This window comes from Williamwhitmania taraxaci (genome assembly GCF_900096565.1).
Classification (GTDB): domain Bacteria; phylum Bacteroidota; class Bacteroidia; order Bacteroidales; family Williamwhitmaniaceae; genus Williamwhitmania; species Williamwhitmania taraxaci.
In genome coordinates this window covers 172284-185519 of sequence record NZ_FMYP01000001.1, presented here as the reverse complement: position 1 = coordinate 185519, position 13236 = coordinate 172284, and the positions used below count along the sequence as shown (strand labels likewise).

Annotated in this window: 12 protein-coding genes; all 12 read right to left on the bottom strand. The window is 43.0% G+C overall.

Translation table 11 applies throughout. From position 1 onward, the window contains the following. On the bottom strand, nt 1–140 hold a 140-nt coding region (locus BLS65_RS18985), incomplete at its 3' end, for a DUF4372 domain-containing protein (protein WP_125869715.1). A gap of 69 nt (nt 141–209) precedes the next feature. Continuing rightward, nucleotides 210–809, bottom strand: coding sequence for a S46 family peptidase (locus BLS65_RS00730; RefSeq protein WP_092434223.1), 600 nt, complete (start codon nt 807–809; stop codon nt 210–212). After that, nucleotides 809–1414, bottom strand: a complete 606-nt coding sequence (locus BLS65_RS00725) for a Maf family nucleotide pyrophosphatase (protein ID WP_092434220.1) — start codon at nt 1412–1414, stop codon at nt 809–811. The genes BLS65_RS00730 and BLS65_RS00725 overlap by 1 nt, the downstream gene beginning before the upstream one ends. Further along, nucleotides 1414–2421, bottom strand: coding sequence for a geranylgeranylglycerol-phosphate geranylgeranyltransferase (locus BLS65_RS00720; protein WP_170829949.1), 1008 nt, complete (start codon nt 2419–2421; stop codon nt 1414–1416). Before BLS65_RS00720 ends, BLS65_RS00725 begins: the two co-directional genes overlap by 1 nt. After that, nucleotides 2414–2923 (bottom strand): KdsC family phosphatase, encoded by a 510-nt coding sequence (locus BLS65_RS00715; RefSeq protein WP_092434215.1) that lies wholly within the window; start codon nt 2921–2923, stop codon nt 2414–2416. Before BLS65_RS00715 ends, BLS65_RS00720 begins: the two co-directional genes overlap by 8 nt. Beyond that, nucleotides 2923–3732 carry a Rossmann-like and DUF2520 domain-containing protein gene (locus BLS65_RS00710; RefSeq protein WP_092434212.1) on the bottom strand — a complete coding sequence of 270 codons (810 nt, stop codon included), beginning with the start codon at nt 3730–3732 and terminating at the stop codon, nt 2923–2925. The genes BLS65_RS00715 and BLS65_RS00710 overlap by 1 nt, the downstream gene beginning before the upstream one ends. A 60-nt stretch (nt 3733–3792) precedes the next feature. Beyond that, entirely contained in the window at nt 3793–4368 is a 576-nt protein-coding gene (locus BLS65_RS00705; protein ID WP_125869714.1) for a hypothetical protein, read from the bottom strand. A gap of 133 nt (nt 4369–4501) precedes the next feature. After that, nucleotides 4502–6211 (bottom strand): acyl-CoA dehydrogenase family protein, encoded by a 1710-nt coding sequence (locus tag BLS65_RS00700; RefSeq protein WP_092434206.1) that lies wholly within the window; start codon nt 6209–6211, stop codon nt 4502–4504. 32 nt (nt 6212–6243) lie between these two features. Beyond that, entirely contained in the window at nt 6244–7263 is a 1020-nt protein-coding gene (locus BLS65_RS00695) for an electron transfer flavoprotein subunit alpha/FixB family protein (RefSeq protein ID WP_092434203.1), read from the bottom strand. 32 nt (nt 7264–7295) lie between these two features. Then, on the bottom strand, nt 7296–8174 hold the full coding sequence (locus BLS65_RS00690) for an electron transfer flavoprotein subunit beta/FixA family protein (RefSeq protein ID WP_092434200.1): 879 nt from the start codon (nt 8172–8174) through the stop codon (nt 7296–7298). A gap of 348 nt (nt 8175–8522) precedes the next feature. Next, on the bottom strand, nt 8523–8843 hold the full coding sequence (locus BLS65_RS00685; RefSeq protein WP_092434194.1) for a DUF3467 domain-containing protein: 321 nt from the start codon (nt 8841–8843) through the stop codon (nt 8523–8525). An 80-nt stretch (nt 8844–8923) separates the two neighbouring features. Next, nucleotides 8924–13204 (bottom strand): DNA-directed RNA polymerase subunit beta', encoded by a 4281-nt coding sequence (gene rpoC, locus BLS65_RS00680; protein WP_092434189.1) that lies wholly within the window; start codon nt 13202–13204, stop codon nt 8924–8926. Between the last annotated feature and the right edge of the window lie 32 nt (nt 13205–13236).

Here is a 13236-nt window from a genome sequence, read left to right as displayed (position 1 = left end):
GGTTTTGCCTTAAACGTCTTATAGTAATGGTCTGCACCATGCTTTTTCACCAAGCTGCTGACATTAATGGCATCGATTAAGTTGATGGCTTGTTTGAAAATCGGCTGTCCGACTAATTTTATTTCTGTATTTTTGCCCATGTTGTGTTTTTTTTCGCAAAACAAATCTACAACATCGGGGTGAAACCTTCGGGGAGTAGCCCCTTATTTTTATTCAACTAACGTTTCAACTGGAATCTTTTTGTCGGACAGTAGTGATAGAAAATATTGATTGCCGTAAAAGAGCGGTTTTACTTCGGCAATGAAATTAGTTCCTTCGATAGCCAATTTAGTAGTGGCCGCAGAACGGGCGATGATAAGTTTTCCACGTTCTTCCTCTGGGGTTTCCATCGTTATACCACCCAATATTTTCTCTGTAACATCCTCCATTCGGACAAGAAATTTTACAGAAAGATTGGGATTAGACAACTCCTCTCGCTTGGACATAGCCCAAAATCCATCCTCCAGATAGTTATGTTCAAGGCTACTATGCTCCTGAATTTGCCTATAACCACAATGATGGTTGGTAATAATTAACCCTTCATCCGAAATAACTTCTCCGGTGCATCCTCCCCCAAACTGAACAATAGCATCCTTAAGGCTATTATGGTTGATGCTATAAATATCTTCGGCCTTTAACTTAAAGCCACTTGCCTTCATCTCTTTCATCTTTTGCTTACCCACTAAAAGTGGTAACCACATTCCTTCGTCGGCTCTAAGGTTGCCAAAGATGATAAAAAGTGCTAATACACCAATAACTATTCTCTTCATTATCTAGAATTTAACGATTTTACAAATGCCTCCAATTCAACGTATAACCGTTGAACGGGAAGGCCCATAACGTTGAAGTAAGAACCTTCTATAGACTCTACGCCAGCGTATCCAATCCACTCCTGTATACCATAGGCACCAGCCTTGTCGAGAGGGCGAAATTTCTCCACATAATATTCAATCTCCTCTTGGGTAAGATCTCTAAACCGAACCTTCGTATCTACCGAAAAAACATGCATGCGATCTTTATTTACAAGAGAAACCGCGGTTATAACCACATGTTCCTTTCCTGAAAGCATACTGAGCATCTCCTTGGCATTCTGAAGCGACGATGGTTTACCCAACAATTTATTGTCGCATATTACCACCGTATCGGAAGTAATAAGTATATCTCTGGGCGTGAGCAAAGTCAAGTAAGCTTGGGCTTTCTTTTGAGCAAGATAACCTGCAACCTCCTTAATCGGAGAATCAATTGGATAATCCTCTTCTACCTCAATAAGAGGTGGAACTGTAAAAAACAAATCGAGTTCCGCAAGAAGCATCTGTCTCCTTGGAGAGGCTGATGCCAGTAGAAGCGTATAGGGCTTTAGTATTTCTTTGAGCATTAAGATGCTAATATTTCGAATTTTACAATAATGAAAAAGCAGAGTGAGTATAAGATTCCAAAAAGCATGATAAGCTTAGCTAGCCGGCTTATTTTACTGAAATCGGTTTTAGAGTTGGCCTTAAAAACCAACCACATCATCCACAGCGAAGGAATGAAAACTAAAAGCGACAGGTAACCAAGCGACAGGTAATCGACACTCCCCGTAGGAAGATAAAGAAGTTTTGTAACAAAGAGGTAAATGAGGAAAATGGCGTTCATACCGATAAGAAGAAAGACTACGGTTTTTGCACTTTTCATTCCAAAAGCAAGCGGTAGCGAGTTCCGCCCAACTACTGCATCTCCCTCGAAATCTTCCATATCCTTAACTATCTCACGAATAAGAGTTAGGAGAAATGCAAAAAAGGAGAATCCACCAACCCAATAGGTAAGAACATTAAAATTCAAACCTAGTTCCTTAAGTTCTGGTAGATAATCGGCATATAAAAGGGGTAACTCGAAAACTACCACCATGAATGGAACTAAAGCAGTGAGAATGGCAACCAAAATATTTCCAGTAAGAAGTTGCCGCTTATAGGTTGTGGAGTAAAACCATAACAAACCTGTGGCTAAGGGAAAAATAAGCCACAATCCCAAAATATGCACACTATATGCAACGTATCCACCAGCCAAAATACCAATGGAATTCAAGATAAAGTGGAGTGCTATACTCTCTCTTCGTGTAACCTGATGAATCACCATTGGCCTAGTTGGCTTATTGATGGCATCAACTTTAATATCAAAGTAATCGTTGATTACATATCCTGCACCAGCAATGCAGACTGTTGCTAACACCAGCATTGCAAATGCCATAGAAGAAAGTTGCAGCGAGAAGCCCATTGCTGCAAGAATAGGATCCATTACCAGATAGCGCATGGCAAGCTGAGTAATGACTATAATAATAAGATTTTGCCAACGAACAAGCCCCAAAAAGGGCACAATTGCTCCAACCCGAAATTTTCTATACATGAGGCCAATGGTTTTGAAGACGTAAAACTTGTTCAATAACGTCCCGCACGCAGCCTTCGCCACCCTTAAATGGAGAGACATACTTTACAATACCCTTAATTTGAGCAACGGCATCAGAAGGACAGCACGACATGCCAACTTTCTGCAAAACCTCATAGTCGGGCAAATCGTCACCCATATAAAGGATATCTTCGGGTGCGAGGGAATGTTTGGAATGAAAATCGAGCAAATCGTTCATTTTATCCTGAGAACCTAAATAAATATCGGTTATTCCTAGACCTTGAAATCGAGCACGTAGGCTCTCCGATTTACCGCCTGAAATAATGGCAACAGGAAAACCCATTTTAATGGCCAGCTGAACCGCATATCCATCCCGCATATGGGAAGTCCGCAGCATCTCACCACTCGGGTGCAAGAACACCTTTCCATCGGTAAAAACGCCATCCACATCAAAGGCAAAAGCCTTTACCTTTTTAAGCTCGTCTTTGAAAAATTTACTCATTATTTCTTGGTATCGTTATAATTTCGGAGTTTGGTCTTCGCTATTATACTATCGGAAAACACACCATATAGTTTCTGTAGTTCTGGCAAATTTGCAAGCATTTTCAAATGCGTTTCAACCACAGAAGTATCGAGTCTACTGGCAGGTCCAGTTTGGGATAAACTTGGCGAAACTTCAAACGCTTTTTTTACGGTTTCGGCCATCAATGGTTGGAGCAAATGTAACGAAAACCCATTGGCCTCCATCCATTCGTCCCCTAATTCCAAGAGATAATTAGTGAAATTATTGGCTATAACGCCAGCTAGATGAATATTTCGGCGTTGCTCAGAATTAATCGCAATCACATTGGTAGTGATAGTAGATGCTAGAGTAGTAATGATAGATAGGGATTGCTCGGTAGCAGCCTCCACAAAAATGGGAACATTGTCCAAGGAGACAACCCTTCCTCGAGTAAAAGTTTGCAACGGATACAGAACACCCGCATTAGGAAAGAGTGCTGAGAGGGAATTAAGGTAAACACTCCCTGATGAGTGTATTACAAAAGCGTTGGGCGGAAACGAAATAGATTTCGCTACCGATTCAATCACCCGGTCGGGAAGCGCAAGAAAGTAAAAGTCGGCATGCGCTATATCCTTAAATGAGGTTGCATGGGTTGCACCCATTTTTTTGGCCAAGGCTTGGCCGTTGAGGATGTTTGGGCTAACAATTTGGATAACACGAATGCCAGCAGCATGAAGAGCAACGCTCAAACTCCAAGCAAGCCCCCCTGCTCCAATAAAGACAACTGATTTTCCTTGGATATTCGACATAAAAAATCCCTAAATGCAGTAAATTTAGGGAATTTTATGGTGTATACAAACTAGCCCAACTTACAAGTCTTTGCGTGCCTCCTTTATTTTAGCACATGCTTCATAGTTTTCGGCTTGAATGTAGAAGTTTATGAGTTTAGAAAAGAACTCCTCATCTTCCCAAAAAAGGTGATGCTCGTTGTAAACAGATTTTCCTTTAATTACATTCTCAAAGAAGATATTTCTATCATACGCTACATCATCGAATTGATCATCATCCTCATCAATAAATTCATCCTCGTCGGAATCGTCTCCAATATAAGGATTAACGGAATCGTCCACTTCGGAATCTTTTGCAGATGCAGCATTAGCCGAATTAGATTCGTTTTCCTCGCCTGAATGCAGAGAATTCTCAAAGATCTCACCGTAAAAGCGAATATAATCCAAGATATTAAGTTGAATAGCGAGCGCAATTTTATTCTCTTCGAGCAGTTTCCTGTTTTTAGCAAAAAGAACTTCAAGATCCTTTGACCGCTTATCCGAAACAGGTTCTTTAAGCAGCAGCCGAATTTTTTGTTCCGTGGCGCGAATTGAAGTTAGATTGGCATCTACACGCCTTCTCATCGCCTCTACCACTGACATCATTTGCTCTTTCATTTCCATTAGATTTATCAAACAACAACAATATATACAATCAATTCGAAAAAAGGTTGACAAGCAATTGACCAATTGCAATATTTCGTTGGTTAAATATATAAAAAAAGCCCGGAGCAACCGGGCTTTTTCCTATTTATTCAGTCATTTTAAAATGACCAATATCTTTTAGTTCAAAATTCTTAATATAAACGGCTTTATCTCGGTTCTGACCCTCACCTTTGCGTACAAAGATTTCGGCAGAATTAAGAAAGAGTTCTTCCCTAGTTGAATCCAGTAAGAGTAAGAATCCGAGAATAATGTTTCCGGCCATTTCTACAAGCCTACGTGCGTGGAAGTCGAGATATTCAGCATCATTCACTTCTATAACCCTAGCTGAAGTTTGAGCATACTCTTCGGTCATTTCAACCAAAGTACGACGCAAATGCTCACGATCTGGAGCAATCTCAGTTTGAGCGTAAGCCTTCATTTGGCTCAAGTAAACACCCGTGGTAACACCCTTAATCGCAGCAACAACTTGAAGTTGAGATGTTCCTTCGTAAATGGTGGTGATACGTGCGTCACGATAGATTCGTTCAATAGGAAAATCCTTCATAAAACCAGCACCACCATGAATTTGAAGTGAATCGTAGGCAATTTGATTGCTATACTCCGAAGTCAACATTTTTAACAGTGGAGTGTAAGCATCAGCAAGTTTTTGATACTCCTTCATTTCATCGCGCTCCTCCTTCTCCAGCTTACGCTCACTTGCCACGTGCATGTATGCCTTGTAAATATCTACAAAACGGCTGGTTTCATAGAGCAACGAACGAGAGCCATGCAACTTGACGCGCATGTCAGTGAGCATCTCATATACTGCAGGAAACTTAATAATTGGCTTTCCGAATTGGGTCCGCTCATTGGCATACTTAACAGCTTCACGGTATGCGGCTTCAGAAAGCCCAACACTTTGTCCGCCAACACCTAACCGAGCGCCATTCATAAGAGACATTACATACTTGATAAGTCCCATTTTGCGATCGCCAATCAATTCAGCAGGGGCATTAGTAAAGACGAGTTCACACGTTGGGGATCCAATGATACCTAACTTATGTTCAATTCTCCTTACTTTCATTGTATTATGACTCTTGTCGTAGACGAAAAGCGACAACCCCCGAGCATCGGTGGTTCCCTCTTCGGAACGAGCAAGAACAAGGCTAATATCGGCATCGCCGTTGGTAATAAAGCGTTTTACACCATTGAGCAACCAAGTGCCTCTCTTTTCATCGTAGTGAGCCTTGAGCATCACTTTTTGAAGATCAGAACCAGCATCCGGCTCGGTAAGATCCATGGCATAGGTTTTACCATCAGCCGTTTGTGGCAGATAGTGCATCTTCTGCTCTTCGGTGGCAAACTCATGTAACGTTTCAGCACAATCTTGGAGACCCCAAATATTGGCAAAACCTGCGTCGGCACGGGAAACGAGTTCTCCAGCCATAACGTAGACCACCATTGGGAAGTTAAGCCCATTGTACTTGCGAGGAAGTGAAATACCGTAAAGACCGGCTTCAACAAGCGCTTTATGGTTTTCAGAAGTACCACGAGCATACTTTACATGGTCATTGATAACCTCGGGACCTTCAGCATCAACCGATTCTGCATTAGGAGCAATGATACTACCGCTAATCTCACCTATTATTTCCAGCACCTTATCGTAGCTGTCTACCGCATCCTCAAAATCGATTGGCGCATAGTCATAGGTATCCTTGTCCACGAAGTTTTTCTCCTTCAACGCCACAATTTTTTTCATTAGTGGGTGGTCGAGATGGAACTTAATGTCCTTATTGTCGATATAGAAATTTTCCATTTTCTCTTTTTTTATTGGGTTAAAGCCCTTCCCTACTTAGAGTTCTTCTTGTAGAACTTAATCATACGTGGGATTACCTCGGACACATCGCCAATGATGCAATAATCGGCAATTTGGTTAATTGGCGCATTAGGATCATTATTGATGGAGATGATCATAGCCGATTGGTCCATACCAGCGGTATGCTGGATTTGGCCTGAGATACCGCATGCAATGTAGAGTTTTGGGCGAACCGTAATTCCGGTTTGACCAACCTGCCGAGCGTGCTCAACATATCCGGCATCAACAGCTGCACGGGAGGCACCAACTTCGCCACCCAAAACTTCTGCCAATTCGAAAAGAAGCTTAAAGTTGTCGGCAGAGCCAACACCATAACCGCCACCAATAATAATGGGAGCCCCCTTGAGGTCAATCTTACGCTCTTCGATATGTCGTTCGATGATTCGAACAATGAAATCTTCGGATTTCACCAACTTCGCAACATCAATCTTCTTTACTTCCCCTTTATGGCTAGTGGAAAAAATCTCCTTTTTCATTACACCTTCACGCACCGTGGCCATTTGTGGACGATGATCGGGGTTTATGATGGTAGCAATGATATTACCGCCAAAGGCTGGACGAATTTGATAGAGAAGGTTTTCGTAAACCGTATTGGTCTTATTATCGGTATGGCTGCCAATCTCCAGGCTGGTGCAATCGGCGGTGAGGCCGCTATGCAGTGCAGAGGAGACGCGTGGACCTAAGTCCCGGCCAACCGAAGTTGCTCCAAAGATGGCGATTTGAGGTTTTTCTTGCTCAAACACACCTACTATAATAGCGCAATGAGGCAGCGTAGTGAAGGGAGCCAACCGTTTATCATCGGCAATATGAACTACGTCCACCCCATAAGGGAAGAGTTCTTTTTCAATACCATCGAGTTTGAAGCCAATGGCAAGTGCCTCCAACTTACATCCAAGTTGAGTGGCGAGAGAACGGCCTTTGGTAAGTAGCTCAAGACTTACGTCGGCGACCTTTCCGTCCTCAATTTCGCAATAAACAAATATGTTGTTCACAGTATGCGTCTTATGGGTTAAACTTGGAATAACTAGCCGAGGGTATGGCTTGAAATAAGCTCTTTCATGAGCCATTCCATCTCCTCGTCGGTAGCGCTGAGCCTTTTCGATTCTTTGGCTACAAAGACTACATTCTCTATCTTCTTAACCTTTGTAGGTGAACCTGACAACCCTAGTTGTTCTGAATCGGCATTTACATCTACAACTCCCCATTCGGTGATACGAAGGTAGTCCCGGTTTTGAAGTTCCATTGCATAATCCTCGGTAGATTCCTGCAACTCAGTTACTGTGCGAGCATGTTTGTATTTCATCACAAACTTTGCGTTCCGTGGTCGGCACTCGGGTGCGGTAGCATTAACAGTAACCAAACAAGGAATGGGAACTGCAACCACTTCAACTCCACGCTCCAATCGGCGCTTAATAATCAGTTCATCATCTTCGAACGCAATGATCTCTTCGGCATAGGTTACCTGTGGGAGTCCAAGTTTTTCAGCAACTTGAGGTCCAACTTGAGCGGTATCTCCATCGATAGCCTGACGACCAGCAATAACCAAATTTGGTTTCAACTGCTCAATAGCCTTGGAAATGGCATAAGAGGTTGCCAGCGTATCGGATCCTGCAAACTTTCTATCGGTTAGCAAGTAGCCATTATCGGCTCCACGGTAAAGTCCTTCACGAACGATTTCGGCCGCACGGCCTGGTCCCATTGTAAGCACGGTAATGGTTGTACCAGCATATCGATCCTTTAACCTGAGAGCCTGCTCGAGAGCATTGAGATCCTCAGGGTTAAAGATAGCAGGAAGGGCAGCACGGTTTACAGTCCCGTCGGCCTTCATAGCATCCTTACCCACATTGCGGGTATCGGGAACCTGCTTTGCCAATACAACAATCTTAAGTCCCTTTTTTGTCATATATGATTGTTTTAAACCTAGGGCGGCAAATATAAGAAAAATGCTTCAGGTAAATGCATGGTTAATTTAGGCAAAAACAAGCCGTTTAACAAAGCATATCACGAACACAAACCTCAAACAGCACCGCTATAATCTTATTAATCAGAAGAAAATACTCAATTACCGCCAATACTATTATGCTTCCAATACAATTTTCTTCGATATTTTAATCCGGCTGCTGGTGTATTTTTGGTAGCAACTATGGAAAAAAGGTCTAATGCATTGTATTTAAAGCAAATAAAAATCAACAAATATTAGAAAAGGTATCCCAACGAATTGAGATACCCCTTTTTCAATACCTATAGCCCGTTAGGCTTCTGCAGTTGGTCCACCAAAACCCATTGGAAATGTGCCACCTGAAGGTTCATTCAGCTTAATGTTACCATGCATCTGCTCGAAACGGGATATATTATCCTGTAGCGCCAAGAGCAACCGTTTTGCATGTTCAGGTGTTAGAATAATTCTACTCTTCACCGGTGCCTTGGGCATTCCCGGCATAAGCCTTACAAAATCGACAATAAATTCGGACGAAGAGTGCGTTATTATAGCCAAGTTGCTGTAAGTTCCTTGAGCAACATCATCACCCAGTTCGATATTAATTTGCTGTTGCTGTTTTTTCGGATCGTTCATAACGAATATTTTTTTGCAAGATATAAAAAAAAGAGCCGGAGAAATCCGGCCCTTCTATAAAATATTACGATTGGACGCTATTAATCCTCGCTTTCTTCAACCTCCTCTGCTACATCCTTTTGATGAAGGGCTTTAAACTCCTCCAAGGATCCAACAACTAGGTTATCGTAAATTCTGAGACCTGTTCCAGCCGGAATCAAGTGACCGCAGATTACATTTTCCTTCAATCCTTCGAGGTGGTCAACTTTTCCGCGAATTGCGGCTTCGTTTAGAACCTTTGTAGTTTCTTGGAATGATGCTGCCGACATGAAACTCTTAGTTTGGAGTGCTGCACGAGTAATACCTTGAAGCACTTGGCTTGAGGTTGCAGGCACAGCATCCCTTGCTTGAATTAGAACTAGATCCTTACGCTTAAGCTGTGAATTTTCGTCACGAAGCCTACGAGTAGTGATAATCATTCCTGGCTTAATGGCTGTAGAATCACCCGATTCGAGCACGACTTTCTTGTCGTAATGCCAATCGTTTTCTTCCATAAATGCCCACTTGTCCACGAGTTGTTTTTCGAGGAAACGGGTATCGCCTGGATCGTCGATCTCAACCTTCCGCATCATCTGACGAACGATAACCTCAAAGTGCTTATCGTTAATCTTCACACCCTGCATACGGTAAACCTCCTGCACCTCGTTCACAATGTAATCCTGAACCTTGGTAGGTCCTTGAATTGCAAGGATATCGTATGGCGCAATGGCTCCATCGGAGAGCGAAATACCAGCCCTTACGTAGTCGTTCTCCTGAACTAGGATTTGACGTGCCAAAGGAACTAAATACTTCTTAATCTCACCCGTTTTGCTGGTGATTACAATTTCACGGTTACCACGTTTGATTTTTCCAAAGGAAACCTCACCATCAATTTCGGAAACAATGGCTGGGTTCGATGGGTTACGTGCCTCAAATAGTTCAGTAACACGAGGAAGACCTCCAGTGATATCGCCCGATTTTCCAACCGCACGTGGAATCTTCACCAAAATTTCACCCGCATTAACCTTACTACCCTCTTCAACAATAATATGTGAACCAACAGGTAAGTTGTATGAGCGAATTTCCTCTCCACCAGGAGTAAGAACCTTAATTACAGGGTTCTTCGTTTTATCTCTCGATTCGGTTATTACCTTTTCACGGAAACCGGTTTGCTCGTCAGATTCTTCACGGAAAGTTAAACCCTCAATGATGCTTTCAAAAGCAACCTCTCCGGCAAATTCCGAAATAATAACGGCATTGTATGGATCCCACTCGCAAACCAAGTCACCCTTCTTTACTTCGCTGCCCGACTTAATATAAAGCTTCGATCCGTAAGGGATATTGTGAGTTGATAGGGTAATTCCTGTATTCTTGTCGACTAAGCGGCACTCTCCCAAACGGCTGATAACAATATCAACATCCTGTCCGGGTTCGCCCAACTTGCTAACGGTACGAATTTCTTCGATTTCAATTCTACCATCGTAGCGCATCACAATCCGGTTTTCGGCAGCGATACTGGATGCTGTTCCCCCTACGTGGAAGGTACGAAGAGTAAGCTGTGTACCTGGCTCACCAATGGACTGAGCAGCAATAACACCGACAGCCTCACCAATTTGAACCATACGTCCAGTAGCAAGATTCCTACCATAACACCTGGTACATACACCCTTACGCGATTCGCAAGTAAGCACCGATCGAATTTCAACCTGCTCAATAGGAGAATCCTCAATTTCTTGACAGATTTCCTCGGTGAGTTCCTCACCAGCCGTAACTACAAGTTTTCCGGTAAGTGGGTGGAATACATCATGAACAGTAGTACGACCGATAATGCGCTCGTAAAGTGACTCAACCACCTCTTCGTTGTTCTTTATGGCTGTAGCCACAAGACCGCGAAGAGTTCCGCAATCGTCCTCTGTAATAATTACATCATTCGATACGTCAACCAGCCTACGGGTAAGGTAACCTGCATCAGCTGTTTTAAGAGCGGTATCGGCCAAACCTTTACGCGCACCGTGGGTTGAGATAAAGTATTCAAGAACTGATAGCCCCTCTTTAAAGTTCGCAAGAATAGGGTTTTCAATAATTTCAGATCCAACAGAGCCAGATTTCTGAGGCTTGGCCATAAGACCACGCATACCTGAAAGCTGACGAATTTGCTCTTTCGATCCACGCGCTCCAGAGTCAAGCATCATGTAAACCGAGTTGAATCCTTGGTTGTCCTCGGTAAGCTGCTTCATCAAGATCTGAGTCAGCTTAGCGTTGGTATGTGTCCAAATATCAATAATCTGGTTGTAACGCTCGTTGTTTGTGATGAAACCCATGTTGTAGTTATTCATCACCTCGTCAACTTGCTCATAACCTTCTTGAACCAATTGAACCTTCTCTTCCGGAATGATAACGTCATTCAAGTTGAAAGATAGTCCACCCTTGAATGCCATGTGGAATCCGAGGTTCTTGATATCATCGAGGAATTTTGCAGTTGCAGCAACGCCCGTTTTCTTCAACACCGTACCAATAATATCGCGTAACGATTTCTTGGTAAGTAAGGTGTTGATATATCCCATACCTTCAGGAACCAACTGGTTGAAAATGATACGACCAATTGTGGTTTCAATCATCTCCTGAGCAGGTTGGCCATCGAGAGTATAATCCCAACGAACCTTAACCATGGCATGTAACTCGGCAGCTCCTTCATTGTAGGCGATAATCGCCTCTTCGGCAGAGTAGAAAGAAAGGCCTTCGCCCTTAACTCCCTTGCGAGGTTTGGTTATATAGTATAGTCCAAGAACCATGTCCTGTGAAGGAACGGTAATAGGAGCACCATTTGCAGGGTTCAAAATATTATGCGAACCGAGCATGAGCATTTGAGCTTCAATTACAGCATTGTTGCCTAAAGGAAGGTGAACAGCCATCTGGTCACCGTCGAAGTCGGCATTGAAAGCCGTACATGCGAGTGGGTGGAGTTGGATTGCCTTTCCTTCAATAAGTTTTGGCTGAAATGCTTGGATACCAAGACGGTGAAGCGTTGGAGCACGGTTAAGTAACACTGGATGACCCTTCAATACGTTTTCCAAGATATCCCAAACAACGGGATCCTTGCGATCAACGATTTTCTTAGCCGACTTCACAGTTTTAACAATGCCTCGCTCAATAAGCTTACGAATAATAAATGGCTTATAGAGTTCCGCTGCCATATCCTTAGGAATACCGCACTCGCTCATCTTCAGTTCTGGTCCAACGACAATTACCGAACGGGCTGAATAGTCAACACGTTTACCGAGCAAGTTTTGACGGAAACGACCTTGTTTACCCTTCAAACTATCGCTGAGGGATTTCAAAGGACGGTTAGCGTCAGTTTTTACAGCATTCGATTTTCTGGAGTTATCGAATAGTGAGTCAACTGCTTCTTGAAGCATACGTTTCTCGTTACGGAGAATAACTTCAGGAGCCTTAATCTCAATAAGTCGTTTCAGACGGTTATTACGAATAATAACACGACGGTATAAATCGTTCAAGTCGGATGTAGCAAAACGGCCACCATCAAGCGGAACAAGCGGACGCAATTCAGGAGGAATAACAGGAACAACCTTAAGGATCATCCATTCAGGTTTATTCACTGCTTTAGATTCCCGGAATGCTTCAACTACTTGAAGACGCTTCAGTGCATCAGCTTTACGCTGTTGCGACGACTCAGTGTTAGCTTTGTGGCGAAGAGTATAGGAAAGACTATCCAGATCGAGGCGTTCAAGCAATCGTTCCAGTGCATCGGCTCCCATGCCAGCAATAAACTTATTTGGGTCGGAATCGTCGAGGTATTGGTTCTCCTTAGGTAGAGCCTCAATAATTTCAAGATACTCTTCTTCGGTTAGGAAGTCGAGATACTTAATACCATCAACGGCTTTAATACCTGGATTAATTACCACATACCGCTCGTAATAAATAATTACGTCTAACTTCTTGGAAGGTAAACCAAGAAGGTAGCCAATTTTATTTGGAAGGGAACGAAAATACCAGATATGGGCAACGGGAACAACGAGGTTGATGTGCCCCATTCTTTCGCGCCTAACCTTCTTTTCGGTAACTTCCACACCGCATCGGTCACAAACGATTCCCTTATAGCGAATACGCTTGTATTTTCCGCAATGGCATTCAAAGTCTTTTACTGGACCGAAAATCCGTTCACAGAAAAGGCCATCCCTCTCCGGTTTGTAGGTTCGGTAGTTTATTGTTTCGGGCTTTAGAACTTCCCCACTGGACCGCTCCAGTATTTCCTCGGGTGATGATAACCCAATGGATATTTTGGTGAAAGTGCTCTTAAGCTTAGTTTCTCTCCTGAATGACATATTTTTTCTTGTGAAGTTAACGGGTCATTTAC